Genomic DNA, 25913 nt, shown 5'->3' with positions numbered 1-25913 from the left:
AACATGGAGCAGCCTGCCGTCAGTCTTCTGGATGTCTCGACCTATCTCCCGGGCGAGGCGATCGGCGCCGACTACTACGCGCAGTTCGCCGGTTCCGACGACCTGCGGGACAACCTGATGTTCCGGGCGCCGAAGTTCCGGCACCACGTGGCTCCTGACGAGACCGCCATCGACATGGTGGAACGCGCGGCCGCCGGGCTCGTCGACCGGCACGGATCGGATGCCCTGGCCGACGTCGACATCCTCATCACCCACACCCAGCTGCCCGACATGCCGTTCTACGGCGGCGGTGGCGGTATGGCGAATCGGCTTGGCATGAAACCGAACTGGGTGATCGACCTGCACAACGGCGGGTGCGCGGCCTTCATCCTGGGGCTGAAGTTGGCCCGGCAGCTGCTCGCATCCGGGGAGGGCCGCACCGCACTGGTGGCGGTGGCGCAGAATGCGGCAGGTCAGGTTTTCGACCAGGACACCATCCGGCCCAAGGCGCAGGCTGCGGTGCCCGGCGACGGTGCTGCGGTCGGACTCGTTGCGCTGTCCGATGTTTCGCCGATTCTGGACGTCGAGTGCCGTACCTACGGCGAGTATGCCGGTGACATGACCATGGCCGTCGACCCGCCGCGCAAATGGTGGCAGGCCGGTCCGGGGGAGGGTTGCATCGGCTTCACCGAGAGCAAGATCACCAAGGTGCTGGCCCGGGGTAATCGACAGGTGCCCGAAGTGGCGTACGCGGTGTGCGACCGGATCGGGCTGGCGCCCAAGGATATCGGCCTGCTGGTCACCAACCAGCCGAACCGGGTGTTCCTGCGGAACTGGCGTGAGGCCCTCGAACTGCCGGCCGAGCGGCACCGGGACACGTTCGACGAATGTGGAAACCTGTTCGCCGCGGGCGTGCCGGTGAACCTCGATCGGGCGATCGCCGACGGCCAGCTGAGCAAGGGCGACGTGGTGATGATGGCGGCCTTCGCGCACGCCGGTGATTTCGCGGGTGCGGCAGCGGTGCGGTGGGGCGGCCAGCGATGACGCCAACCTGCGCGTTGACCGACGCGGTCGATTCGCTGCCTGCCGCGGACGACCCATTGGCGTTGTCGCTCAACGAGAATCCGTTTCCACCGCTGCCCGGGGTGCGGGCCGCGCTGACCGCGTCGATTGCTGCGATGAACCGCTATCCGGAGTTCCTGCCGCAGCGGTTGCGGTCGCTGATCGCGGGCCGGGCCGGCGTTGCCGACGAACAGGTGGTGGTTGGCGCCGGTGCCACGGGCGTGATCATGCAGGTGCTGCGGGCCGTCACCAAGCCAGGGGATGTGCTGGTAACGGCAACACCGACCTTCGACGGCTATCCGATCTTCGCGCAGATGGCGCGATTGCGGTCGGTGACCGTGCCGCTGGACCGGCACGGTCACCACAATCTCGAGGCCATGGCGGCGGCCGCGGCGCGGGCCCGGGTCGTGGTGGTATGCCGACCGCACAACCCGACGGGGACCGTCGAGTCGGCCGCAGATCTGTACCGGTTCCTGGACCGGGTGCCGTCGGGCACTGTGGTCCTGCTCGACGAGGCCTACGTCGAGTTCCTGGCCCCCGACTTGTGTCTCGACATCCCGTCGCTCGTGGTCCGCTACCCCAATCTGGTTGTAGTGCGTACCTTTTCGAAGGCCTACGGTCTAGCCGGCCTGCGCATCGGCTACGGCATCTGCGCGCCGTCGCTGGCGCGTGAGCTGTGGGGGATGCAGCTTCCGTTCGGGATCGGGATCACCGGGCTGGTGGCCGTCGCGGCGTCCTACGATGCGGAAGATCAACTACGCCAGCGTATCCGGATGATCACCTCGGAAGGAGCGTTCCTGCGGGCGCGGTTGCGGTCCATGGGTGTCTACTGCACCGACAGCCACGCCAACTTCGTGTATCTGCCGAGTGGGGCGCGGGCATGGACCTTCGGCGACGACGGGCCGCGGGTGCGCAGCTACGCAAACGGCGGCGTCCGGATCACCGTCGGGGACCGCAGGTCGTCGCGCGCTGTGCTGGCCGCCATCCGTAATGCGGTGAACGGGGCGACCGTCCGGCCCTGACTGCCTGGGTTCGGCCGGGTCGGTGCGGTATGAATAAGTCGTGAGCAGTGACCCCATCGCCCGGGCCCGGGCCAACTGGGAACGGGCCGGCTGGGGCGACGTTGCCGACGGCATGGTCGCGGTGACTTCCGTGATGCGCGCCCACCAGATCCTGCTGGCTCGTGTCGAAACCGCGCTGCGGCCGTACGACCTGAGTTTCTCCCGCTACGAGTTGTTACGGCTGCTGGCGTTCAGCGGCAGCGGTGCGCTGCCCATCACCAAGGCGTCGGACCGGCTGCAGGTCCACGTCACCAGCGTCACGCACGCGATTCGGCGGCTGGAGGCAGACGGGCTGGTCGAGCGCGTCCCGCATCCGACGGACGGCCGGACGACGCTGGTGCGGCTGACCGAACTGGGCCGGTCCACGGTCGAGGACGCCACGATCACGTTGAACAAAGAAGTATTCGCAGACGTCGGGATGTCCGACACGCAGTCGGCCGCCCTGGTCACCGCGATCGAGACGCTGCGTCGCAACGCAGGGGATTTCTAGTCCCGTCTACAGCTTCGGGAGACTGAGATTCAGGCTGGGCAACGACAGCCCTGGCAAGCCGAGGGACAGCGGAACCGACAGGTCAACATTGGGTGCCGGCAAGCTTGACAGGTTGATCGGTGGGAAGCCACCCAGGCTCCAGTCGTCACCCCAGTCCAGGCCGTTGCTGTTGTTGCGAGCGGTCTTGCCGGAGCCGGCGTCTCTGCCGGCCTGGTGGTCCGGGTCAGCGGTGTCGGGGGCAGCGCCGGCAACGCCGGCGCCGAGCACCGAAACAGCAACCAACGCGACGGTTATGGCGGCACCTCGGGTGACGAGTTTGACGATCATACGGCGTGAATCCTTCCGGGATCGATTGCGGTAGAGGCACGGTAACCGGCGACTATGGGAAATCCGTATTGGCGATGTGGGAGTTGCTTATGGTTGTGGCGTCACCCTGATCGGAACGCGAAAAATCAATGGCAACAACATGTTTCGGGCCGATCCTTCGGTGATGACGGCGAAGGACAACGATGACCTTTCGACCCGGCTCCAGTTCATCTCATCTTTGTGGCGACGATTTGTGGGGTCGGCGAAGAACTCAAGAAGACCTCTGGCCGCATGGCTGCGGACGAGTTCGTCCGCTGTCTTCATCAGCGATTCCGTGCCGCTATCCGAGCCGCGCGCCCTGCAAGCCAAGCCGCTCTTGGCCGAGTTTGGCCCACCGCTCTTCGAGTAGCTCCTTGACCGCCCGCTCGGCGAACTGCGGCGCGGCCCACTCGTGGACATCGAAGTCGTTGTGGATATAGCCGTGGCTGAGCATGAAGTCCTTGCCGATCTCGATGGAGGCCAGGTTCTGCGCGGACAGGTTGGGCACCATGTCGATGTGCTTGATGCCCTGATAGGTGTCCTCGACGTCGAGATAGAACGTCTGCTTGTCCAGGATCGCCGCGGCGGCGCGCTTGTATTCGTTGGCCCACCGGCCGACCTTGATCATGCCCTTCATGAACGTCACTACCAGCTCGGGATGCTCGTTGGCCATCTCGGCGGTGCAGGTGATGACTGCCGGGATGTTGGCCACCTGTAGCGTCCAGTCGGGGTAGCGAGACAGGTCCTCGATGGACTTGAACTTGCCGGTGGCCTCCTGCAGGTGCTGCATCGGCTTGCTCTGGGTGTAGATCGCGTCCACCAGGCCCTGCTCGAGTGCTGGTTCCAACGGCCGGAATGCCAAGTCGTGCTTGTGATCACGCTTGAGCCACAGCTCCGACGGGTTGTTCATCGGATCCAGCATCTTCGGGTCGTCATACCAGTCGTCGGGGTAGGGAAACTCGACGATCTCAACGTCGTCGCGGGTCATGCCGTTCAGCCGCAGCATCAGCTCGATGCCCTGCTCCTCTTGGATGCGCCACCAGTCGTTCTTGATGGTGTTCAGACTCTTGGTCAGGCCGATCTTCTTGCCCCGTAGATCGGTCATCCGGTAGATGTCATCGCGGGCGCGCACCAGCATGCAGCCGCCCTCGTGTGGGGCGTGGGTGGCGCCGAGCAGCTTCGTTCGTCGGATGTCAGCATGAACGTGGATCGGTGGGAACAGACCGCCGAAGCGGATCAGGTTGTCCAGGTTGTGGACGTAGTGGGGATACCAGTTGTTCTCCCGGCGCGACCGGAGGAAGTCATAGGTGACGCCGATCTTCTTGAACTCCTCACGCGTCCAACCCAATTCCTGGTCGACATTGCTCGCCGACACCAAAGGGCAGTTCGTGTAGTACACCTCGTCCCAACGCAACGGAACCGTGCTGGACTCCTTAGCGGTCACTGGCTTGGCGGTAGTTGTCATGAGATCTCCCCTTGCGTTCAAGCGGCGCCCATTCCATCTCAGCAATGCAGACTGAACTAGAGCCATTGGTCCCCGACACATAGCGCACTACCCGCCGGCGGTCGACATCCCGATACCGCCGCACCCCGGAGCTTGGTAGTCAACACAAGCCGAAACCACACCGGGCCCGCCTACAGCCGCGGTGTTCGCTCGCGCGCCACCGAACCGAATCGCAACCGCCGAGAGGCGAATCCCTCACCCCACTACGCTTTCCTCAGCTGCCGGACGGGCCCCTCGCCAGGCCTGAATAGGCGCGACCACACTGAGCCGGTCGATCCGGTCGACTGACCTCATCCCCTTCGGCGCAGGCTATGCCTGGCCGCGCACCGAAGTCAGTGGGATGGTGGCGGTGACGATGGTGCCGGAGCCCGGCCGGGAGCGGATGTTCAGCCGGCCGCCGACGATCTCGGCGCGTTCGGCCATCGACAACAGCCCGTAGCCGCCCATCTCGTCGGCGCCCAAGGGACGCTCGAACGTGTCGAAACCGATTCCGTTGTCGATGATCTCGAGCCGGGCATGTTCGGCGTCGGCCGCGAACTTCAGCAACGCGTTACTGGCGTGGGCGTGCTTGACGACGTTCTGCAGGCACTCCTGGGCGATGCGGTACAGCGCGAGCTCGATGTGGTCGGGCAGCCGGACGTCGGCCAGCTCCACATCGACGTGGAGCTGGCCGATGGAGCGTGCCAGGCTGGCGAGCCCACCGGCCAGGCCCAGGTCGTCGAGAACCGGTGGGCGTAGGTTGCCGATGGCCGCGCGGGCCTCCCCGAGGGTCAGGTCCACCAGTTCCCGGGCCAAGGTCAGCTGCTCGGCGGCGACGGCGGCATCCGACCCGACTGCCCGGCTGGCCGCATCGAGCCGGTAGGACAGCGTCACCAACCGCTGCGAGATGCCGTCGTGGATATCGCCGGCCAGTCGGCGGCGCTCGATCTCCTGGGCCTCGATGACCTGCTCCACGAAGTTCTCGTGCGCGCGTTCGCGGGCCACGAGCTGACGGTGCAGCCGGGCCTGGTGCATGGCCCCGGCGATGAGCCGGCCGATCACGAGCAGGAGCTCGACGTCGCGCGCGGTGAACTCCCGGCGGTCGACGGTGTGTACGTTGAGGACGCCGACCAGCCCGCCCGGGTCGGTCTCCATCGGCACCGACACCATGGATGCGAAGTCACTGCCGCGCAGCGATTCGAACGGCCGGTAGCGCGGGTCGGACTCCTTGTCGTCGGTGATCACCACGGGTTCGCGGTTGCTGGCCACCCATCCCGAGACGCCTTCGCCCAGCGGCAGCCGGATCTTGCCCACCTCTTGGTCGAACGGTGGCGTGGCACCCGTCAGGGTCAGCGACCGTTCGGTGTCGTCCAGCACGTGGACGAAGCAGACGTCGGTACCGGTGGCCCGGGTGATCATCCGGGCCGCTGCCGCGGCCAGCGGTTCGACGCCGGGACCGCTGGAGGCGGCCCGGATCAGCTCGCGCAGCAGGGCCAGTTCGCGGTCCGCGGTCAGCACCTTGCCCGTCGATTCCTCGCGTAGGCGCTCGTCAGGTTTGCGCGCCGTCATCGGTAGATGCCCTCCCGCAGCGCGGTCGCCACCGCGCCGGCACGGTCGCTGACGTTGAGCTTGCGGTAGATGGACCGCAGGTGACTCTTGACGGTCTCCTCACCGATCACCAACCGGGTCGCGATACCGCGGTTGGACAGCCCGTCGACCACGAACGACAGGATTTCGCTCTCCCGCTGGGTGAGGCCCTGGCGGGCGCCGGGCCAGAACTCGTCACGCTGCATGCGGGCCGCGGTGTCTGCCGCCCGGGCCGCCATGCCGGGATCGATGGCGGTGGCCCCGCCGTGCACCAACTCGAGCTGACGGACCAGGTCGTCGCTGCTGATGCTCTTGAGCAGATATCCCGCAGCACCGACCCGCAGTGCCTGGTAGAGGTACTGCTCGTCGTCGTACACCGACAGCATGACGACTTTGCGGTCCGGGTTGCGTTCCCGCAGTTCACGGCACAGGTCCAGGCCGCTGGCGCCCTGCATCCGGACATCGCACAGCACGATGTCGGGCTGCAGTTCGTCGACCACGGCGGCGGCTCGTTCGGCCCCGACGGCCTGGCCGACCACCCGCACCCGGTTGCTGAATGCGGCCAGCATGGCCTTGAGTCCCTCGATGACCATTTCGTGGTCGTCGACCAGGATCAGCCGCACCGGCGTGCCGGCGTCGGCTTCGGGGTCAGCGGTCATGCGCGATCCGCCTCCGGCTTCTCGCTGGTGGTCATGGCAACACCTTAGAGCGGCGCTTCCGCGCAGGTCGGGAGACCGGCTGTGGACCGCCGCGAATGTTCACCGGCAATCTCGCCCGTCCAATCCCCCGATTGGGGGAGGCCCCGGACCTGTGATGTGGGACACCCTTATACCCATGTCGGTGAGTTGTGTGGAGCGCACGTTCTGGTGGGATGTGGCGCGGCCCGCCCATGCCGTGATCGATCCGTTGCGTGCGGTGATCTTCGACCTCGACGGAGCCCTGGCCGACGTCGAGCGCGATGCCCACCGGGTGGCGTTCAATTCTGCCTTCGCCGAACACGGGCTCGACATCTCCTGGTCTGTGGCCGAATACGGTCGGCTGGTCCGCATCGCGGACGAGTCCCGTCGTATCGCGTCGGCCCTGCGGCGACGCGGCTTCGGGCGGGTCAGCAGCGAGATCGCAGCCCACGTGTACCGCACCAAGACCGAACTGTTCGAGACGTCGGTGCTCGACGGTGACGTGAGCCCGCGCGACGGCCTGGCCGATCTGGCGGCCGGACTGTTCGGCGCCGGGTTTTCGGTGGCCGTGGTGAGTACCGGTAGCCGGTCGTGGGTGGAGCCGCTGGTCCGTCAGCTGCTGGGCGATGGCATCGCAGAGACCATCGTGACGCCCGACGATCTGCCGCGTCCGCGCCGCGAACCCGATCTGCACGGCCACGCACTGTGGGAATTGGGTCTGGGGCCGGAGAGCGCGTTGGCGGTGGCGGGCGGCGTCCGCGGTTTCCGCGCCGCGCGGGCGGCCAAGCTGGCGACGTTGGTGGTCACCACCGGCTACTCGGCCGGACACGAATTCCCCGGGGCGGTCCAGGTGCGTGCAGAGTACGACGGCCTGCTGGCCGCCGGGTGTGAGCGCCTGCACAAGAACTGGTGGTCAGCCCAGGGCTGACCACCAGTTCTTCAGAGCTTTTGAATTGTCGAGGCGGGCCTGTGGCCCGCCTCGCTTTGGTCGATCAGAAGTGCGGGAGACCGATGCTCGGCAGGCCGATCGACGGCAGACCGATCTTCGGCAGACCAATCGACGGCAGACCGATCGGCGGAGGCGGCGGCAGCTGCGGCATACCGATCGGCGGCGGCTGCGGCAAACCGATCTGGGGTGACGGCAACTTGGTCAGGTCCGGCATCTGCGGGGCCGGCAGCTTGGTGAAGTCCGGCAGCTGCGGCATGCCGATACCAGGCATCTTCGGCAGGCCGACGCCAGGCGGCAGCTGCGGCATGCCGATGGGGGGCAGCTTCGGCGCGGCGAGCGCCGTGAGCGAGCCGAGTGCCGGTACTCCGAGGGCCGGCAGCGCCGGAGCGCCCAAGGCCGGCAGTCCGCCCAGGGCCGGTGCCGCGACAGCCGGAGCCGCGATGGCCGGAGCCACGGCAGCCGCGGACGAGACCTTCGCGATGTCGCCGACGGCGGACATGGTGCCGAACGTGGCGGCGGTCGCGACCGGAGCCACGGCGGCGGAGGCGGTGGGAACGGCGGCAGCGGGCACCGAGAGATTACCCAGGACGAGGCCCGCGAGGCTGGTGACGAGACCACCGAGGCCGGCATCGACCACCAGGCTGGGCAGGCTCAAGCCGGGCAGGCCCAGCGACAGCGGGATGGCGACGGTGGCCTCCGGCGGCTGCATGCTGGAGAGGTTGATCGGCGGGAAGCCGCCCAGGCTCCAGTCGTCACCCCAGTCGAGGCCGTTGTCGTTGTTGCGCGCCGTCTTGCCGGTGTGGCCCGCGGTGGAACTCGAGGGCGAGTTGGAGACGTTCTTGGTGTTGGCCGTGCCGACGTCACTTGACGGGGTGGTGGCCGACTCGTTGTTCTTGCTGTTCTGCTGCGACGAATCCTGGCTGTCAGGGCTCACCGGGTCAGGCGACGCGAACGCGACGCCGGCTCCGCAGAGCGCAACAGCAACCGCCGTTGCGGAGACGGTTGCCCCCCGGGCGAAAAGTTTGAAAGTCATGCGGCGCGAATCCTCCCTGTGCGACCCACGCATCTTATGCCCTAATGCGCGCGATGTCACAGTTAACTAACGAACACCACTGTGACGTGCGGTGATGGTGTGGCGACGTCATTGACGAAGCAGATTGATTACCGCGCTGAAGTCGAGATCGGCATGCTCGGCGGCAAACTTTGCGTAGATGTCCGCGGCGTGGCTGCCGAGGGGTGCCGACGACCCCGTCGAGCGCACTGCAGCCATCGCCAGACCGAGGTCCTTGTTCATCAGCGCGGTGGCGAAACCCGGCTGGAAATCGTTGTTCGCGGGGGAGGCGGGCACCGGCCCGGGCACCGGACAGTTCACCTGCACGGCCCAGCAGTTGCCGGTCGCCCCGGTGATCACGTCGAACAGTGATTGCTTGTCGAGGCCGAGGTGCTCGGCGAGCACGAATGCTTCACCGATCGCGATCTGCTGGACGGCCAGCACCATGTTGTTGCAGACCTTGGCGGCCTGGCCGGCGCCTGAGTCGCCGCAGTGGATGATCTTGCCGGCCATCGGCTCGAGCACCGCCCGCCCGCGCTCGAAGGCCTCGGGCTCGCCACCGACCATGAATGCCAGCGTGCCGGCCGTCGCGCCTTTCACGCCGCCGGACACCGGGGCGTCCAGCTGAGCGAAGCCGCGCTCACCGGCCAGGCGGTGCACCTCGCGGGCGTCGTCGACCGAGATGGTGGAGGAGTCGATGAACAGCGCTCCCGGGGCCGCGGCGGGCATGACGTCGGCGTAGCAGCTCTTCACCAGGTCACCGTTGGGCAGCATGGTGATGACGACGTCGGCGCCGGCCACTGCCTCGGGGCCGCTGTCGAAGGTCGTCGCACCGTGGTCCTGCGCCGCCTGTGTCGCGGCCGGCACCGGGTCGAAGCCGTGCACGGTGTGCCCCGCCGCGATCAGGTTCGCGGCCATGGGGCCGCCCATGTGGCCCAGGCCCAGGAATGCAATCGTCGCCATCAGTTCGTCCTCCCTAGTTCTCCGCGATTTGTGCACGATTTCCCGCGCTCATCGCGGATTTTCGTGCACAAATCGCTCAATTGCGTGCGGCGGTCGCGGCAGCTCGCCCGATGACCACACGCATGATCTCGTTCGTCCCCTCCAGGATGCGGTGCACCCGCAGATCGCGGACGATCTTTTCCAACCCGTACTCGCGCAGGTAGCCGTAGCCGCCGTGCAACTGCAACGCCTGGTCGGCCACCGTGTAGCAGGCCTCGGTGACGTGCAGCTTGGCCATGGCGCACAGTTCGACCTTGCGTGGATTGTTGGTGTCGAGGGCAGTTGCCGCCCGCCACAACATGTTCCGCGAGGTTTCGAGGGCGGTGGCCATCTCGGCGAGGGTGAACCGGATGGTGGGTTCGTCGATCAGCGCCGAGCCGAAGGCCTCCCGAGAGGCCAGGTAGCCGACGGCCTTGTCGTAGGCGGCCTGGGCGCCACCCAGCGAGCAGGCGGCGATGTTGATGCGGCCGCCGTTGAGTCCGTTCATCGCGATGGAGAAACCGGTGCCCTCGCCGTCCGAGCCGCCGAGCATGGCGTCGGCGGGCACCCGCACGCCTTCCAGGATCACCTGGGCGGTGGGCTGGGCGTGCCAGCCCATCTTCTCCTCGTTGGTGCCGAAACTCAGTCCGGGCGTGTCCTTTTCGACGATGAAGGCCGAGATGCCGCGGGGGCCGTCGGCTCCGGTCCGGGCCATCACCACGTAGACGTCGGAGACGCCCGCACCCGAGATGAACTGCTTGACGCCGTCCAGCACGTAGTAGTCGCCATCACGAACAGCCTTGGTGCGCAAGGCCGCTGCGTCGCTGCCGGCGCCCGGCTCGGTGAGGCAGTAGCTGGCGATGGCCTCCATCGACGCCAGCTTCGGCAGCCACGTCTTGCGCTGTTCCGGCGTGCCGAAGCTGTCCACCATCCAGGCGCACATGTTGTGGATCGACAGGAACGCCGCGATGGTCGGGTCGGCGGCGGCGAGCTGCTCGAAAATCCGCACGCCGTCCAACCGGCGCAGCCCACTGCCGCCCACGTCGTCGCTGCAGTAGATGGCCGCCATGCCCAGCTCGGCCGCTTCCCGTAGCACGTCGGTGGGGAAGTGATCGTCGGCGTCCCACACCAAAGCGTTTGGTGCCAGCCGTTTTTCGGCGAACGCGGCCGCCGTCTCGGCGATCACGCGTTCGTCGTCGTCCAGTCCGAAAGGATCGATGCTCAACGCCGGGGCCTTACTTGAAGGTCGGGATCGAGAACTCGGCCCCGTCCTTGATGCCCGACGGCCAGCGCTCGGTGACGGTCTTGACCTTGGTGTAGAACTGGATCGACGCCGTCCCGTACTGGTTGAGGTCGCCGAAGCCGGACCGCTTCCAGCCGCCAAAGCTGTGGTAGGACACCGGAACCGGGATCGGCACGTTGACGCCGACCATGCCGACCTGCACGCGCGACACGAAATCGCGGGCGGTGTCGCCGTCGCGGGTGAACACCGCGACGCCGTTGCCATACTCGTGCTCCGACGGCAGGCGCAGCGCCTCCTCGTAGTCCTTGGCGCGCACGATCACCAGGACCGGCCCGAAGATCTCGTCCGTGTAGATCGACATGTCGGGCGTGACGTGGTCGAACAGGGTGGGGCCCATGAAGAAGCCGCCGGACAGATCTGCGTCATCGAACGTCAGGTCGTCGCTGGCGCGTTCGCGGCCGTCGACCACCAGCTCGGCGCCGGCGTCGACGCCCTGGCCGATGTAGCCCCGCACCCGCTCCAGGGCGGCGCCGGTAACCAGTGGGCCGTAGTCGGCCTTCGGGTCCAGGCTGTGGCCGACGCGCAGCTGGTTCACGCGCTCAACGAGCTTGTTGCGCAACCGGTTTGCCGTCTCCTCGCCGACGGGCACCGCCACGCTGATGGCCATGCAGCGCTCGCCCGCGCTGCCGTACCCGGCGCCGATCAGCGCGTCGACGGCTTGGTCCAGGTCGGCGTCGGGCATCACGATCATGTGGTTCTTGGCGCCACCGAAGCACTGCGCCCGCTTGCCGTTGGCGGCGGCGTTCGAGTAGATGTACTGCGCGATGTCCGTGCTGCCGACGAAGCCGACGGCCTTGATGTCGGGGTGCGCCAGGATGGCGTCGACGGCTTCCTTGTCGCCGTTGACCACCTGCAGGACGCCGGCCGGCAGGCCGGCCTCGATGAACAGTTCGGCCAGACGCAGCGGCACCGAGGGGTCGCGCTCGGACGGCTTGATGATGATGGCGTTGCCGCACGCCAGCGCGGGTCCGGCCTTCCACAGCGGGATCATGGCCGGGAAGTTGAACGGCGTGATGCCGGCGACGACGCCGAGCGGCTGCCGCATCGAGTACACGTCGATCCCGGATCCGGCGCCCTCGGTGAACTCGCCCTTCATCAGGTGGGGGATGCCCACGGCGAACTCGATCACCTCGACGCCGCGCTGGATGTCGCCGAGGGAGTCCTCGAAGGTCTTGCCGTGTTCCAGGGACAGCAGCCGGGCCAGTTCGTCCTTGTTCTGATTGACCAGGTCGATGAACTTCATCAGCACGCGCGACCGGCGCTGCGGGTTCCAGGACGCCCACTCCCGTTGTGCGACAACGGCACCCGCCACCGCGGAGTCGACGTCGGCGACTGATGCGAGGAGCACCTGCGCCTGAGCCTGTCCGGTACTGGGGTTGAGCACGTCGGCGGTGCGGGTGGATTCGCCGGTGGTGCGCTGTCCATTGATGAAGTGCGGAATCTGGGTCGTCATGACGTCCGTCCAAAGGTGAGCAGAGTTCGGGTTCTCGACTCACGGCCGAGATACTTGCATATCCTAGTAATTCGGTCGGGGCTTGGCAAGGGGCTGGCGGCCCGGCTCGAATTCCGCTGGTACGCAACGCGGTAGTCAGTCCCGATTCGCACCCACACTGCGTGCGGCCGGCCGGTGGAACTCATCGAAAAATTCTTTTGAAAAAGTGTCCGAACTTGTCGGGGGGCGCGCTCCTACCTATGACAGAGCCCACTCGGGCACCTGCACCACCTGAACAAGGAGCACGAAATGAGCATCAACAACACCCCGGCCAAGCGGCAGTCACTCGCCAAGCGGGCCGCCGCGGCAGCATTGTTGTCCGGCAGCATGGCCCTCGCCGCGTTGGGCATGACGGCGGGTCCCGCACAGGCCCAGCCGTTGCCCGCCCCCGCACCGCAACACTTCTGGTACGACTACGACTACTGCTCGTGGGCGTGGTGGGACTGGGATCACTGCCACTTCTACTTCCCCGACTGGGATCACCACTGGCACGAGCACGATCACCACTGACCGACCGTGACTGCGCCGACGTCGGCGGCAGTCCGGCGCGAGGTAGCCGGGCCCGGCATTGAACCGGGCCCGGGCTGCTCTCGTTTTCATCATTGAACTCAGACGCCGGTGCACATCGAATCGGCAAATCAGCTCGCCTTCGCCGGACTAGCATCAGTGCATACCGGCGATCGATCGGTATGGGAGTCCGTCTCATGACCGCAGTGCCAGATTGGGACATCGTCAGCGACGCCGACTTGGTCGGCGCCGCGCTCTCAGGCGACCGTGCCGCGTTCGCCGGCATCTACGACCGCTACGCCGACCGGCTGCATGACTACTGCGTCGGCATGGTCCGGGACCGCGACGCCGCGGCGGACTGCGTCCAGGACGTGTTCTGTACCGCGGCAACAGCTTTGAACAAGTTGCGGGAACCCGACAAGCTGCGGCCCTGGCTGTACGCCATCGCCCGCAACGAAGCACTGCGTCGTATCCGGCAGCGTCGCCGGGAAGAACCGTCCGAAGACCTGCCGGAGGAAGCATCCGGCGACGCCGGACCGGACACGCTGGCCGCCCGCAATGAACTGGCAAAACTGGTCGCCGAGGCGGCCGGTGGGTTGTCCGACCGCGACCGCTCGGTGCTGGAGCTGGGTTACCGCCACGGACTCGAGGGTCCTGAACTCGCCGAGGCGCTCGGCGTCAGCACTGCCAGCGCCAACAAGATCATGCAGCGCCTTCGCGACACCATGGAACGCTCGCTGGGCGCGCTGCTCGTCGCCCGCCGTGGCCAGGCGGGCAACAATTGCCCCGAGCTGGGCGCCATCCTCGCGGGCTGGGACGGCACCTTCACCATCCTGATGCGCAAGCGCATCGCCCGGCATATCGAGGGCTGCGCCGTCTGTGAGCAGGACCGTCGCCGGCTGGTGAACCCCGTCGCGCTGCTCGGCGGCACGCCGCTGTTCATCCCCGCGCCGACCTGGCTCCGTGACCGCACGTTGGGGCATATTCAGCTGACGTCCGCGACCACCGATCTGAACAGCGCACCTACGCAGGCGCGAGACTCGGTGCCGGATACGCCGACCGAGCAGTTCGCGGCGGCCGACGGCGGAGATGAGGAACCGCCCGCCGCCCAGCCCCCCGGCCGCGTGATGCTGACGATGTCACTGCTGATCGGCATTCCGCTGATCGTGCTGGCACTGACCATCGCCTGGCGGTACGAAACGAATACTCCCGTCAGCCCGCAGGGAGTGACCAACACCATCACGCCCTCGCCCAGTCACACACCCGAGAACACGCCGTCCATTCCGGCTCCGCAGCCGTCGGCTCCGACCGCGGTCGTGACAGCCCCCGCGGAGCCGACGGAGGTCCGTCCGCCCCAGCCGGTGCCACCGCCGCAGCAATCGCCGGTGCCCCCGCCGCCGGCCCCGCCGGTGATAGCTCCTGAGCCGTCGCCGCTGCCGCTGCCACCACCGCGCCATCATCGGCCGCCCGTCATCACCGAAGAACCGCCGCCCAGCGAGGCGCCGCCGGTCGTCAGTGAACCGCCGCCGCCGCCACCCCCGCCGCGGCCTCTGCCGCCCAGGCCACCGCGGCCGCGCCCACCGGTCAACGGGGGTCCGGTCGAACCGGCCCCGGTGACGACGACGCAGCCGCCGGTCATCTACTGACCGGCTGGTCGCGAATCCCGAAGAAAGAGTTCGCCGAAAAGTTGTCCCGATGCGGGTGCCCGGCTGCTCCTACCTATGAGAGCAGCCCGCCGGGCCGCAAGGACGACAGAGGAGCACGCCATGTCCACCACCATGACCGCCACCTTCCCGAACCTGGAGTTCTCTGCCGACCCGGCCAGCGGCACCATCCATGGGGCGGCGACGATGCCGATCAGCGCGCTGGCTTGGTCACAAGCCGACGTGGAAGAACCCGCCTTCCAGTCGGCGATCCCGGCGGGGCCCGTGGTCTCGGCGCGAAAGCCTCGATTCACCCGGCCGGTGATCGTCGCGACGCTCTTCGGTGCAGTCACCGTGGCGGCCGCGCTGGGTGCGATCGTGCTCGGCGGCAACGATGCGCCGTCGACTCCGCTGGCAGTCGCCGATCACGCCGAATCAGCCCCATACGCCCCGCCGGCACCGGCTCCGGCAACTCCCGCGACCCGAGTTGTGGTGCCCGCCGCGGTCAGCGAGGTCACGGTCCCGGCCGTCACTGCGCCGAAGCCCGTGGCTCCGACGCAGACGATTGCCGTGCCGACCGTCACCGAGACGCCGAAGCCCGCGCAGCATCCGGACCGGCCGCACTGGAACTGGCCGCACTGGAACTGGCGCCACCAGGACCAGCAGGACCAAACGCGCTGAGCGCCGGGGCTATCCCCGCAAGCCCAGCGGACCCGCCAGCGCTGTCAGCGTCGGCACCAGTTTGTCCCCGCCGCCCAGCACCTGGATGGTGACGTGATCGGCGCCGGCGTCGAGATGCTCGGTCAACCGGGCGGCGATGGCGTCGGGCGTGCCGTGTGCGACCACCGCGTCGATCAAGGCGTTGCTCCCCGGCTTGGCGATGTCGTCCTCAGAGAAGCCGAGCCGGCGCCAATTGTTCAGGTAGTTACTGAGGTTCAGATAGAAGTCGACGGTCTGACGGCCGATGGCCCGGGCTTCCTCGGTGGCTTCGGCCGAACCGTCGGTCAGCACGACCTTGTGCTCGGGCGCGAGGAACGCGTCCGGGCCGATCAGCGTGCGCGCCTCGGCCGTGTGCTCCGGGGTGGTGAGGTACGGATGCGCGCCGGCGCTGCGATCGGCCGCCAGTCGCAACACCTTCGGGCCCAGTGCCGCGACCACTCGGCGCGCCACCGGAACGCCGGCGGCGTCCAGTTCGTCCAGATACTCGACGAGGACGTCGTAGGGCTTGCGGTACTCCTTGGTGTGTTCGGGGTGGCCGATGCCGACGCCCAACACGAACCGGCCCGGATACGCGGCCTCGATGCGGTGGTACGAGTCGGCGACCTGCGCCGCCGGCGCGGTCCACACGTTGACGATGCCGGTGGCCACCTGCAGCTTCTCGGTCGCGGCCAGGAGCGGCTCGACGAACGCGAGATCGCCGGCGGGGGAGCCGCCGGCCCACACCGCGCCGTACCCCAACGTCTCGATCTCGGCGGCTTGCTCGGGCGTGGGGGCGCCGAACGTCCACACTCCGAAGCGGCCCAGGTTCAACTGGCTCATGTGTGATCCCTCCAGTTACCGCAGGCCCAGCGGGCCGGCGAGTTCGGTCAGTGCGGGTATCAGCTTCTCGGGCGACGTCAGCACCTGAACCGGTACGTGGTCGGCGCCGGCGTCGAGGTGCTGCTTCAGCCGGGCGGCGATCGCGTCGACGGTGCCGTAGGCGACGACGGCGTCGACGAGCCGGTCACTACCGGGCTTGGCGACGTCAGAGTCAGTGAACCCCAACCGCTTCCAGCTGTTCAGGTAATTGTTCAGGTTGAGGTAAATCTCCAGAGCCTTGCGCCCCACCGCCCGGGCCTGGTCCGCGTCCGTCGTCAGGATCGCCTTGTGCTCGGGCGCCAGGAACGCGTCCGGGCCGATCAGCTCACGTGCCTGGGCGGTGTGCTCAGGGGTGGTCAGGTACGGGTGGGCGCCGGCGCTGCGCCGGGCTGAGAGCTTGAGTACCTGCGGACCGAGCGCGGCCACGACGCGGTGTTCCTTCGGCACGCCGTATTCGTCGAGCTTGTCGAGGTATTCGGTGAGCGCGTCGATGGGCTTACGGTATTCGGTGTGTGCCTCCGGGTGGCCGACACCGATGCCGAGCAGGAAGCGGCCCGGATAGGCGGTGTTGATGCGGTGGAACGACTCGGCCACCGGTCCGGCCGCTGCCGTCCAGATGTTGACGATGCCGGTCGCGACCTTCAGCCGCTCGGTTGCGCCGAGCAGCGGCTCGACCCAGTCTAGTTCCGCGGGCGGGGATCCCCCGACCCAGATGGCGCCGTAGCCCAGCGTTTCGATTTCCGTTGCCTGCTGCGGCGTTGCGCCGCGTCCGAATACGCCGTAGCGCCCGAGGTCTGGTTTGGTCACCTCTGCGGCAACTCCCCGGCGCGGGCGGCTATTCCGTTCGGCGCTCGGTGAGCCGAACTATCCCGCTACCGCCGGAAATTCTTCTGGTGCCGGTGCGTGCAGGGGCAAGGTGACGAAGAACGTGGTGTCGCCCGGCTTGGACTCGACGTAGATGTTGCCGTGGTGCTTTTCGCAGATGATGCGCCACGCCAGGTCGAGTCCCAGCCCCGTGCCTTCGCCGAACGGTTTCGTGGTGAAGAACGGGGTGAAGATGCGCTCGATGACGTCGGCCGGAATGCCCGGGCCGTTGTCGTTGATCTCGATCCGGACGCTGTCCTCGCCGACGCGCTTGGTGCGGATCGTCAGCACCCCACAGCCCTTCATGGCCTGCAGCGCGTTGTCGATGATGTTCGTCCACACCTGATTGAGGTCGGCTGGGTAGCACTGCAATTCGGGTAGCGCCGGGTCGTACTCCTTGACCACCTTGACGCAGGTCGTGCCGTCCTTGCCGATGCGGTCGCCGAACATCATGAGGGTGCTGCGCAGCAGCTCGTGCACATTGGCGTTCTGGTACGGGGCACGGTCCATCTGGGAGTACTGCTTGGCGCCGGCCAGCAGCGTCGAAATCCGTTTGCTCGCTTCGGAGATCTCGCACATCAGCAGCTCGGTGTCGATGGTGTATTTCAACCAGCCCAGCGCACCCTGCAGGGTCGCCGACGCGTCGCTGTCACCGATGGACGACGAAATGCCTTCCAGCCAAACGACATCCAGGCCGGCGTCGACAAAAGTGGGGGCGTAGTCCCAGGCGGCCGCGATGCCATGGTCCTCCAGCCATTCGCCGATCTGGTCCTCGCGGTCGGACGCCTCGATGGCGGACAGCTCCTGGGTTCTGGCCTTGGCCACCTGCTCGGCGATGCCTTCCTGGATGCCGACCAGTACTCGCAGGGACTGCGGGCTGACCTGCCCGTCGGCAAGCATGGCGAGTTTGTGCCGCATCTTGCCGATCCGGTCGTGCAAGTCGGCCACAGCGCGCGCGGTTGCCGCCGCCGGGTTGTTCAGCTGGTGGGTCAGCCCGGCCGACAGCTGGCCCAGGGCGAGGAGCTTCTCCCGTTGGCCGACGATCTGCCGCCCGCGCCGGCCGCCGACCTTGTGGCCCTCCAGCAGGTGCACCGCCATGGGGAATTCCGAACGCATGAAGTCGGCGTAGGCGTTGGCGTCCAGGACGAAGAACCGAGACGTCTTGGTCACCCGCACCGACGCCTCGTACACGGGCTGTTCGTCGGGGATGTAGGCCGACCAGGCGCCGCAGTACACACCGCGCATGGACGTGCGATTGGTCTCGATGTCGATGCCGCCGGACTTCATCGACATCACCAGTTCACCGTCGAGCATCACGTAGAAACACGTCGCCGGTTCCCCTTCGGTGCACACCGGGCCGGGTTCGAACGTGGCGATGTGACCGTGGGCGCACAGCGTGTCCAGCTGCTCATCGGTCAGTGCCTCGAACAGGAACAGCGTCTTCAGTTCACTTCGCGCGCACGTTTCGCCCATACCGGTCTCCTCCTACGTCTCGGCCAGATACCGGTGCACCAGCATCACTGCCATCGAGCCTTCGCCTACCGCGGCTGCGACCCGTTTGGCCGATTCAGCGCGGACATCACCTGCAACAAACACACCGGGCACACTTGTTTCCAGGTGGTGCGGCGGACGGTCCAGATTCCACCCGCACACGTCCTTGAGGTCCGGCCCGGTCAGGATGAAACCGTGGTCGTCGCGGGCGATGCCGGCGTCCTCCAGCCACTGCGTGCGCGGAGTGGCGCCGATGAAACAGCACAACCGGGAGCAGTCCACCTTCTCGCGGTCACCGGTGCTGTTGTCCACCAGCCACAGCCCCGTCAGGTGGCCGTCCTCGCCGCAGGTGTCGACCACCTCGGTGCAGGTGCGGACGCTGATGTTGGGCGTGTTCTCGATCTGCTGGATGAGGTAGTAGGACATCGACGCCTCGAGCGACGGTCCGCGTACCAGCAGCGTCACCGACTTGGCCTGCTGCGACATGAACATCGCCGCCTGGCCGGCCGAGTTGGCGCCGCCGACGATGTAGACGTCCTCACCGGCGCATTCGGAGGCCTGCGACACCGACGCTCCGTAGAAGACGCCGTTGCCGACATAGCTGTTGCCGACTTCATCGGGGTTCTCCCAGCAGCCGTTCACCTGCAGGTGCCGGTAGTCGACGCCGGTGGCCAGGATGACCGACCGTGCGGTGATGCCCCGGCCGTCGTCGAAGGTCAGCGTCTTGCTGGCCAGCGCGCTGACGTCCAGCCCGACCACCTCGCGGGTCGTGATGACCTCGGCGGCGAAGCGTTCGGCCTGCCGCCGGGCCGACGTCGTCAGCTCGGCGCCCGAGATCCCGGTCTCGAAGCCCAGGTAGTTCTCGATCCGCGAACTGCGGCCCGCCTGGCCGCCGGTGGTGGTGCGCTCGATCAGGACCGTGCGCAGCCCCTCGGATGCGCCGTACACCGCGGCCGCCAGGCCGGCGGGCCCACCGCCGATGACGGCCAGGTCGTACATCTCCAGTGACGGGGTGGTGGCCAGGCCGAGCATCCCGGCCAGCTGCGCGTCCGTCGGCTGGACCAGTGTCTCGCCCTGCTCGGAGATCACCACGGGCAGCTCGAGGCCGTCCAGGCCGGCGGCGGTCAGCAGCTGCTTGCCCTTGGCCTCGTCCGAGGAGTACGCCCGGTAGTAGTGCTGATTGCGGGCCAGGAACTGGCGGACCTCCCAGGAGCGGGGATTCCACCGGTGGCCGATCACCTTGGTGTGCGGGACGGCGCGGTCGCCGACCTCGTGCCAGGCCTCCAGCAGGCCGTCGATGATCGGGTACAGCTTCTCCTCGGGCGGATCCCACGGCTTGAGCAGATAGTGGTCGAGATCCACGAGATTGATGGCGTTGATCGCGGCGTGGGTATCCGCGTACGCGGTCAGCAGTACGCGCCGGGCCAGCGGGAACACGTCCATGGCCAGTTCCAGGAAGTCGATGCCGTTCATCTCGGGCATCTGGTAGTCGGCGATGAACATCGCCACGGTGTCGCCCCGCAGCTGTAGCTCGTTGAGCGCGACGAGCGCGTCCTGGCCGGATTCGGCGCGCACGATCCGATAGCGTGCGCCGTAGTGTTTGCGCAGGTCGCGGGCGACGGCACGAGACACTGCGGGATCATCATCGACGGTGAGAATCACCGGGTTGCGGGCCGGGGAAGCGGGTCCAGTCATCGCTGTTCATTATGCGCCCTGACTTGCGAAGACGATGAGCCCACCTGGGGTTGCCCGGGCCGCTTCGCGGATTTTGGTACCTGGGGTCCGAGCGGGTATCGTGGACCAACGGTGCAGCTTCTGCGCCGGCTCTTTGCGTGCTCTGTTCTGAAGTTCCCCGGAATTTCCTGGCATTAAGTCCACGTTGTTGTAGCCGGGGTGGGCTCTGCGCCAAGCACGGGCGTATGAGATACGAAACCGAAGAACCAGAGGATTACCAAAGAGTATGGCCAAGAAAGACGGCGCCATCGAGGTCGAGGGTCGCGTGATCGAGCCCCTGCCCAATGCGATGTTCCGCATTGAGCTGGAGAACGGTCACAAGGTGCTCGCCCATATCAGCGGCAAGATGCGGCAGCACTACATCCGCATCCTGCCGGAGGACCGTGTCGTGGTGGAGCTGTCTCCGTACGACCTGTCCCGTGGCCGCATCGTGTACCGCTACAAGTAATACGCCCAGCACCACCAATTCAGAACAGAGAAAAGGATCGCTAAGTCGTGAAGGTGAACCCGAGCGTCAAGCCGATCTGCGACAAGTGCAGGGTGATTCGCCGGCACGGGCGGGTCATGGTGATCTGCTCCGATCCGCGGCACAAGCAGCGGCAGGGCTAAACACCAGCTCAAGCAGCACCCAAAACTGAATGCAGACCTCCCAGTACCACTGAGGGCAGACGGCCCTCAACCACGTCCGGCACGGAGGCCGGACCCCGATAGACGGGGAACGGACTGGGAACAGACCTCCGCAACGAAAAGGAACACTGCCTGATGGCACGTCTCATGGGCGTTGATCTCCCGCGCGACAAGCGCATGGAGATCGCGCTGACCTACATCTACGGCATCGGCCGTACCCGCAGCCAGGAAATCCTGGCCGCCACCGACATCGACCGGGACCTGCGCACCAAGGACCTCACCGACGACCAGGTGACCCAGCTGCGCGACTACATCGAAGGCAACCTCAAGGTCGAGGGTGACCTGCGCCGCGAGGTGCAGGCCGACATCCGTCGCAAGATCGAGATCGGTTGCTACCAGGGCCTGCGCCACCGTCGTGGCCTGCCTGTGCGTGGCCAGCGCACCAAGACCAACGCGCGTACCCGCAAGGGCCCGAAGCGCACCATCGCCGGCAAGAAGAAGGCCAGGTAAGTAAATGGCACCCACCAAGAAAGCCGGCGCTGCTTCGAAGCGCGGCAAGCCCACTCGTCGCCGGGAAAAGAAGAACGTCCCGCACGGCGCCGCTCACATCAAGAGCACGTTCAACAACACCATCGTCTCGATCACCGATCCCCAGGGCAACGTCATCGCCTGGGCCTCGTCGGGTCACGTCGGCTTCAAGGGTTCGCGCAAGAGCACCCCGTTCGCCGCGCAGCTCGCCGCCGAGAACGCTGCCCGCAAGGCGCAGGAGCACGGTGTCAAGAAGGTCGACGTCTTCGTGAAGGGTCCGGGTTCGGGCCGCGAGACCGCGATCCGTTCGCTGCAGGCCGCCGGCCTCGAGGTCGGCGCGATTTCCGACGTCACGCCGCAGCCGCACAACGGCTGCCGTCCGCCCAAGCGGCGCAGGGTCTAGGTCGGCTCGGGAAAAGGATTAGGTAAAGAAAATGGCTCGTTATACCGGACCCGCCACCCGCAAGTCGCGCCGTCTCGGCGTCGACCTCGTCGGTGACGATCAGTCGTTCGAAAAGCGCCCCTACCCGCCCGGCCAGCACGGTCGCGCGCGGATCAAGGAGAGCGAATACCGCACCCAGCTGCAGGAGAAGCAGAAGGCTCGCTTCACCTACGGCGTCATGGAGAAGCAGTTCCGCAAGTACTACGAGGAAGCCAACCGCAAGGCCGGCAAGACTGGTGAGAACCTGCTGCAGATCCTCGAAAGCCGTCTGGACAACGTCGTGTACCGCGCCGGCCTGGCCCGTACCCGTCGGATGGCCCGTCAGCTCGTCAGCCACGGCCACTTCACCGTCAACGGTGTCAAGGTCGACGTCCCCAGCTACCGGGTTTCGCAGTACGACATCATCGACATCCGTTCGAAGTCGCTGAACACCCTGCCGTTCCAGATCGCCCGTGAGGTTGCCGGCGAGCGTCCGGTGCCGTCGTGGCTGCAGGTTGTCGGCGAGCGTCAGCGCATCCTCGTGCACCAGCTGCCCGAGCGCGCCCAGATCGTCGTGCCGCTCACCGAGCAGCTGATCGTCGAGTTCTACTCGAAGTAATTCGAGGTCATGGTGGCCCACCCAATCCTGGGTGGGCACCTACCAAACCGGCATCAAATAGTGGGTGCCGAGAAGGAGATAGAAAACAATGCTGATCTCACAGCGACCCACCCTGTCCGAGGATGTGCTGGCCGAAAACCGGTCGCGGTTCACGATCGAACCGCTGGAGCCGGGCTTCGGTTACACCCTGGGCAACTCGCTGCGGCGCACGCTGCTGTCGTCCATCCCGGGCGCAGCGGTCACCAGCATCCGCATCGACGGTGTCCTGCACGAGTTCACCACCGTCCCCGGGGTCAAGGAAGACGTCACCGACATCATCCTGAACCTCAAGGGCCTGGTTGTTTCCTCGGAAGAGGACGAGCCGGTCACCATGTACCTGCGCAAGCAGGGCCCGGGTGCCGTCACCGCCGGTGACATCGTGCCCCCGGCCGGTGTGACGGTGCACAACCCGGACATGCACATCGCCACCCTGAACGACAAGGGCAAGCTGGAGGTCGAGCTCGTCGTCGAGCGCGGCCGCGGTTATGTCCCGGCCGTGCAGAACAAGGCTTCGGGTGCCGAGATCGGCCGGATCCCGGTCGACTCGATCTACTCGCCGGTGCTGAAGGTCACCTACAAGGTGGAGGCCACCCGCGTCGAGCAGCGCACCGACTTCGACAAGCTGATCCTCGATGTCGAGACCAAGAACTCGATCGCCCCGCGTGACGCCCTGGCTTCGGCCGGTAAGACGCTGGTCGAATTGTTTGGGCTCGCACGTGAATTGAACGTGGAGGCCGAGGGCATCGAGATCGGCCCGTCGCCGGCCGAGGCAGACCACATCGCCTCGTTCGCGCTGCCGATCGATGACCTGGAGCTGACCGTGCGGTCGTACAACTGCCTCAAGCGCGAGGGTGTGCACACCGTCGGCGAGCTGGTCTCGCGTACCGAGTCGGACCTGCTGGACATCCGTAACTTCGGCCAGAAGTCCATCGACGAGGTCAAGATCAAGCTGCACCAGCTGGGTCTGTCGCTCAAGGACAGCCCCGCCACGTTCGACCCGTCGCAGGTCGCCGGCTACGACGTGGCCACCGGCACCTGGAACAGCGATGCCAGCTACGACCTGGACGCTGACCAGGACTACGCCGAAACCGAACAGCTGTAAGAGAAATACCCGCGGGCTTCGCCCACCGGGTCCGTCCCGGCCCTACCTGATACGGGGGCCGGCCCCATTTAGGAGATAGTTGCAATGCCCAAACCCACAAAGGGTGCTCGCCTCGGCGGGTCGTCGTCGCACCAGGCCGCGATCCTGGCCAACCTGGCCACCTCGCTGTTCGAGCACGGCCGCATCAAGACCACTGATGCCAAGGCCCGGGCGTTGCGTCCGTACGCCGAGAAGCTCATCACCCACGCCAAGAAGGGCGCGCTGCACAACCGGCGCGAGGTGATGAAGAAGATCCGCGACAAGGACGTGGTGCACACCCTGTTCGCCGAGATCGCACCGCACTTCGCGGACCGCGAGGGCGGCTACACCCGCATCATCAAGGTCGAGAACCGCAAGGGCGACAACGCCCCCATGGCCGTGATCGAACTGGTCCGGGAGAAGACCGTCGTCTCCGAGGCCGACCGCGCTCGTCGTGCCGCCGCCGCTCAGGCGAAGGCTGCCGAGGCCGAGGCTCCTGTCGAGGAAGAGACCGCGGTGGCTGAGGTTGAGGCTGCTGACGAGGGCATCGCCGACGCTCAGACCGCTGAGGCCGAGGCTGAAGCGACCGAGGATGAGGCCAAGTCCTAATCACGCTGTGAACGAGAACAAGCCCGCCATTCAGCCGGATGGCGGGCTTGTTTCTGCTTCCCGTCGCTCCGCTCGCCCAGATGATTTTTCCCGTCGCTCCGCTCGCCCAGAGACTCGTTTGCGCCTGGACATCTCGTACGACGGCACCGAATTCGCCGGTTGGGCCCCGCAGGCCGGCCAGCGTACGGTCGCGGGCGTCATCGAGGAGACGCTGTCGACGGTGTTCCGTGAGCCGGTGCGCCTGGTCACCGCCGGCCGCACCGACACCGGGGTGCATGCGACCGGTCAGGTCGCGCACGTCGATGTGCCTTCTGCCGCACTGCGATTCGCCTATCCGCGCACGCCCCGCCCGGGAGAACCGGAGTTCCTACCCTTGGTGCGCCGGCTCGCGCGGTTCCTGCCCGCCGATGTCCGGGTACGTCAGATCGCCCGTGCGGCACCAGGTTTCGACGCCCGGTTCTCCGCGTTGCGGCGGCACTACGAGTACCGGTTGTCGCTGGCGCCGTACGGCGTCGAGCCGCAACAGGCCCGCTTCATCACCCCGTGGTCGCGGCCCTTGGATCTGGATGCGATGACGGCCGCGTCACAGGAGTTGTTGGGGCTGCAGGATTTTGCCGCGTTCTGCCGATTCCGGGAGGGTGCGACCACCATCCGGGACCTGCAGCGGCTGGACTGGCAGCGCTCAGGTGATCTGGTCACCGCCCACGTGACGGCCGACGCCTTTTGCTGGAACATGGTGCGCTCGCTGGTCGGCGCGCTGCTCGCGGTGGGGGTGGGCCGTCGTGAACCCGGTTGGATCGCAGGCCTTTTGGCCGCCGACAGCCGGTCCAGCGAGTACGCCGCCGCCCCGGCGCGGGGTCTGACGCTGGTGTCGGTGGATTACCCGCCCGACGATCAACTGGCGTCGAGGATCACCGTCACCCGGGATTTACGCACGCTCGACTGAGCTCACTGGGCCGGTGGTGGTGCCAATCGGGCCGCGACGAAGTCGGCGGCCTGATCTACGAGCCCGGTGTCGATATAGCCTTCTTGCAGGTGGTTCTGCCAGTCGCCCTGCAGCTGGGCGATGCTCTGCGGGAGACCTCCGTCGCTGCAAACCGGGTCGGTGCCGTTGCACTGGTCGATGGTCCGATCGCTGAATACCGGGGCGATGTTGGAGCCGCCCATGCGGTGGGTCACATTGCCGAAGAGCGCCACCGCAGCGATGTGGGAGTCCATGCCGGGCGGTAGTGGCTGGTCGAAGCCGAATCCCTTGTCGTTGGAGGACAATGCCATGGCTGCGGACGCCGCGCCCAGCGAGTACCCACCGATCACCAACTTGGTGGCGGGGCAGTGCGCCGCCATGTACTGAATGTGTGAGCTGAAGTCGTTGGCGCCCTGGGGGATCTCGATGTTTGCGGGATAGTTCACCGCGTAGACCCCGATGTTCTGAGGCGTTTTGGCGCGCAACGCATCGATGAACGCCGCGCCCACCCGGCCGGTGCCTGGAGGCTCATTGCGGCCCCGGGCGAAGTCCACTTCCACCTGTGGGCACGCGTCTGCCGATGCGGCGCCGATGAATCCCGCAGGGCCCGCGGCCGTCGCCACCACCACTCCGGTGGCAACGGACGCTGCCGCGCCGATCAGGGCGACAGCAGACCGAACAGACGTCACAACGGAGCGGGTGGCCATGG

General features: G+C 66.9%; 29 protein-coding genes. 15 read left to right on the top strand and 14 right to left on the bottom strand.

Going from position 1 to position 25913, the window contains the following annotated elements:
* Positions 1-3 precede the first annotated feature (3 nt).
* Genes G6N59_RS10750 through G6N59_RS10740 form a run of 3 tightly spaced genes read left to right on the top strand, consistent with a single transcriptional unit; the run spans position 4 to position 2592 of the window.
* Positions 4-1023 carry a 3-oxoacyl-ACP synthase III family protein gene (locus tag G6N59_RS10750; protein WP_138232175.1) on the top strand — a complete coding sequence of 340 codons (1020 nt, stop codon included), beginning with the start codon at positions 4-6 and terminating at the stop codon, positions 1021-1023.
* Entirely contained in the window at positions 1020-2063 is a 1044-nt protein-coding gene (locus tag G6N59_RS10745) for a pyridoxal phosphate-dependent aminotransferase (RefSeq protein WP_138232174.1), read from the top strand. Before G6N59_RS10750 ends, G6N59_RS10745 begins: the two co-directional genes overlap by 4 nt.
* Before the next feature lie 40 nt (positions 2064-2103).
* Complete coding sequence (locus G6N59_RS10740; RefSeq protein ID WP_138232173.1) at positions 2104-2592, top strand: MarR family winged helix-turn-helix transcriptional regulator; 489 nt, start codon at positions 2104-2106, stop codon at positions 2590-2592.
* 6 nt (positions 2593-2598) lie between these two features.
* Here G6N59_RS10740 and G6N59_RS10735 read toward each other — a convergent pair whose 3' ends face one another.
* The 5 genes from G6N59_RS10735 to G6N59_RS10715 all read right to left on the bottom strand — a co-directional run bounded on the left by G6N59_RS10735 (position 2599) and on the right by G6N59_RS10715 (position 6666).
* On the bottom strand, positions 2599-2919 hold the full coding sequence (locus G6N59_RS10735) for a hypothetical protein (protein WP_138232172.1): 321 nt from the start codon (positions 2917-2919) through the stop codon (positions 2599-2601).
* Between the two features lie 87 nt (positions 2920-3006).
* A complete protein-coding gene (locus tag G6N59_RS10730) occupies positions 3007-3222 on the bottom strand; it encodes a hypothetical protein (RefSeq protein ID WP_138232171.1) in 216 nt (71 codons plus the stop codon).
* 16 nt (positions 3223-3238) lie between these two features.
* Complete coding sequence (locus tag G6N59_RS10725; protein ID WP_138232170.1) at positions 3239-4402, bottom strand: ABC transporter substrate-binding protein; 1164 nt, start codon at positions 4400-4402, stop codon at positions 3239-3241.
* 348 nt (positions 4403-4750) lie between these two features.
* Positions 4751-5989 carry a GAF domain-containing sensor histidine kinase gene (locus tag G6N59_RS10720; RefSeq protein WP_138232169.1) on the bottom strand — a complete coding sequence of 413 codons (1239 nt, stop codon included), beginning with the start codon at positions 5987-5989 and terminating at the stop codon, positions 4751-4753.
* Complete coding sequence (locus tag G6N59_RS10715; protein ID WP_138232168.1) at positions 5986-6666, bottom strand: response regulator; 681 nt, start codon at positions 6664-6666, stop codon at positions 5986-5988. The genes G6N59_RS10720 and G6N59_RS10715 overlap by 4 nt, the downstream gene beginning before the upstream one ends.
* Before the next feature lie 175 nt (positions 6667-6841).
* Between G6N59_RS10715 and G6N59_RS10710 the strand changes: the two genes are divergently transcribed.
* Positions 6842-7612 (top strand): HAD family hydrolase, encoded by a 771-nt coding sequence (locus tag G6N59_RS10710; protein ID WP_234884383.1) that lies wholly within the window; start codon positions 6842-6844, stop codon positions 7610-7612.
* 64 nt (positions 7613-7676) lie between these two features.
* On the opposite strand, the gene G6N59_RS10705 is transcribed toward G6N59_RS10710, so the two are convergent.
* From G6N59_RS10705 to G6N59_RS10690, 4 genes are all read right to left on the bottom strand, one after another.
* Entirely contained in the window at positions 7677-8666 is a 990-nt protein-coding gene (locus G6N59_RS10705; protein ID WP_138232167.1) for a hypothetical protein, read from the bottom strand.
* 108 nt (positions 8667-8774) lie between these two features.
* Positions 8775-9647 (bottom strand): 3-hydroxyisobutyrate dehydrogenase, encoded by an 873-nt coding sequence (mmsB, locus tag G6N59_RS10700; RefSeq protein ID WP_138232166.1) that lies wholly within the window; start codon positions 9645-9647, stop codon positions 8775-8777.
* A gap of 76 nt (positions 9648-9723) precedes the next feature.
* Positions 9724-10884, bottom strand: coding sequence for an acyl-CoA dehydrogenase family protein (locus tag G6N59_RS10695; protein WP_138232349.1), 1161 nt, complete (start codon positions 10882-10884; stop codon positions 9724-9726).
* 16 nt (positions 10885-10900) lie between these two features.
* Entirely contained in the window at positions 10901-12421 is a 1521-nt protein-coding gene (locus G6N59_RS10690) for a CoA-acylating methylmalonate-semialdehyde dehydrogenase (protein WP_138232165.1), read from the bottom strand.
* Between the two features lie 288 nt (positions 12422-12709).
* Between G6N59_RS10690 and G6N59_RS10685 the strand changes: the two genes are divergently transcribed.
* The 3 genes from G6N59_RS10685 (at position 12710) to G6N59_RS10675 (ending at position 15291) form a co-directional block, all read left to right on the top strand.
* Positions 12710-12970, top strand: a complete 261-nt coding sequence (locus tag G6N59_RS10685; RefSeq protein WP_138232164.1) for a hypothetical protein — start codon at positions 12710-12712, stop codon at positions 12968-12970.
* A gap of 194 nt (positions 12971-13164) precedes the next feature.
* Positions 13165-14613 (top strand): RNA polymerase sigma factor, encoded by a 1449-nt coding sequence (locus G6N59_RS30695; RefSeq protein WP_179970299.1) that lies wholly within the window; start codon positions 13165-13167, stop codon positions 14611-14613.
* A gap of 120 nt (positions 14614-14733) precedes the next feature.
* Positions 14734-15291 (top strand): hypothetical protein, encoded by a 558-nt coding sequence (locus G6N59_RS10675; protein ID WP_138232163.1) that lies wholly within the window; start codon positions 14734-14736, stop codon positions 15289-15291.
* A gap of 9 nt (positions 15292-15300) precedes the next feature.
* On the opposite strand, the gene G6N59_RS10670 is transcribed toward G6N59_RS10675, so the two are convergent.
* The 4 genes from G6N59_RS10670 to G6N59_RS10655 are packed head-to-tail and all read right to left on the bottom strand — an operon-like array spanning position 15301 to position 20238.
* On the bottom strand, positions 15301-16149 hold the full coding sequence (locus G6N59_RS10670; RefSeq protein ID WP_138232162.1) for an LLM class F420-dependent oxidoreductase: 849 nt from the start codon (positions 16147-16149) through the stop codon (positions 15301-15303).
* Between the two features lie 15 nt (positions 16150-16164).
* The gene (locus tag G6N59_RS10665; RefSeq protein WP_138232161.1) at positions 16165-16995 is read right to left on the bottom strand and encodes an LLM class F420-dependent oxidoreductase; all 831 of its coding nucleotides are present in this window, start codon (positions 16993-16995) and stop codon (positions 16165-16167) included.
* 57 nt (positions 16996-17052) lie between these two features.
* Positions 17053-18525 (bottom strand): ATP-binding protein, encoded by a 1473-nt coding sequence (locus G6N59_RS10660; RefSeq protein WP_138232160.1) that lies wholly within the window; start codon positions 18523-18525, stop codon positions 17053-17055.
* Between the two features lie 12 nt (positions 18526-18537).
* Complete coding sequence (locus G6N59_RS10655; protein WP_163911228.1) at positions 18538-20238, bottom strand: NAD(P)/FAD-dependent oxidoreductase; 1701 nt, start codon at positions 20236-20238, stop codon at positions 18538-18540.
* Between the two features lie 265 nt (positions 20239-20503).
* Here G6N59_RS10655 and infA point away from each other — a divergent pair, with 265 nt between their 5' ends.
* The 8 genes from infA (at position 20504) to truA (ending at position 25186) form a co-directional block, all read left to right on the top strand.
* Positions 20504-20725, top strand: coding sequence for a translation initiation factor IF-1 (gene infA, locus G6N59_RS10650; protein WP_003886926.1), 222 nt, complete (start codon positions 20504-20506; stop codon positions 20723-20725).
* Between the two features lie 47 nt (positions 20726-20772).
* The gene (gene rpmJ / locus G6N59_RS10645; RefSeq protein WP_003879483.1) at positions 20773-20886 is read left to right on the top strand and encodes a 50S ribosomal protein L36; all 114 of its coding nucleotides are present in this window, start codon (positions 20773-20775) and stop codon (positions 20884-20886) included.
* 153 nt (positions 20887-21039) lie between these two features.
* Positions 21040-21414, top strand: a complete 375-nt coding sequence (rpsM, locus tag G6N59_RS10640) for a 30S ribosomal protein S13 (protein WP_138232159.1) — start codon at positions 21040-21042, stop codon at positions 21412-21414.
* 4 nt (positions 21415-21418) lie between these two features.
* Positions 21419-21835 carry a 30S ribosomal protein S11 gene (gene rpsK / locus G6N59_RS10635; protein ID WP_020101461.1) on the top strand — a complete coding sequence of 139 codons (417 nt, stop codon included), beginning with the start codon at positions 21419-21421 and terminating at the stop codon, positions 21833-21835.
* A 31-nt stretch (positions 21836-21866) separates the two neighbouring features.
* Positions 21867-22472 (top strand): 30S ribosomal protein S4, encoded by a 606-nt coding sequence (gene rpsD, locus G6N59_RS10630; protein WP_138232158.1) that lies wholly within the window; start codon positions 21867-21869, stop codon positions 22470-22472.
* A gap of 88 nt (positions 22473-22560) precedes the next feature.
* Positions 22561-23613 carry a DNA-directed RNA polymerase subunit alpha gene (locus tag G6N59_RS10625; protein WP_020101463.1) on the top strand — a complete coding sequence of 351 codons (1053 nt, stop codon included), beginning with the start codon at positions 22561-22563 and terminating at the stop codon, positions 23611-23613.
* A gap of 84 nt (positions 23614-23697) precedes the next feature.
* Positions 23698-24240 carry a 50S ribosomal protein L17 gene (rplQ, locus tag G6N59_RS10620; protein WP_138232157.1) on the top strand — a complete coding sequence of 181 codons (543 nt, stop codon included), beginning with the start codon at positions 23698-23700 and terminating at the stop codon, positions 24238-24240.
* A complete protein-coding gene (gene truA, locus G6N59_RS10615; protein WP_234884382.1) occupies positions 24224-25186 on the top strand; it encodes a tRNA pseudouridine(38-40) synthase TruA in 963 nt (320 codons plus the stop codon). Before rplQ ends, truA begins: the two co-directional genes overlap by 17 nt.
* Before the next feature lie 2 nt (positions 25187-25188).
* Here truA and G6N59_RS10610 read toward each other — a convergent pair whose 3' ends face one another.
* The gene (locus G6N59_RS10610; RefSeq protein WP_170212444.1) at positions 25189-25911 is read right to left on the bottom strand and encodes a cutinase family protein; all 723 of its coding nucleotides are present in this window, start codon (positions 25909-25911) and stop codon (positions 25189-25191) included.
* Positions 25912-25913: the final 2 nt, after the last annotated feature.

The organism is Mycolicibacterium aubagnense (genome assembly GCF_010730955.1).
In the GTDB taxonomy this organism is placed as follows: Bacteria; Actinomycetota; Actinomycetes; order Mycobacteriales; family Mycobacteriaceae; genus Mycobacterium; species Mycobacterium aubagnense.
This window is presented reverse-complemented; position numbering and strand designations above follow the sequence as displayed.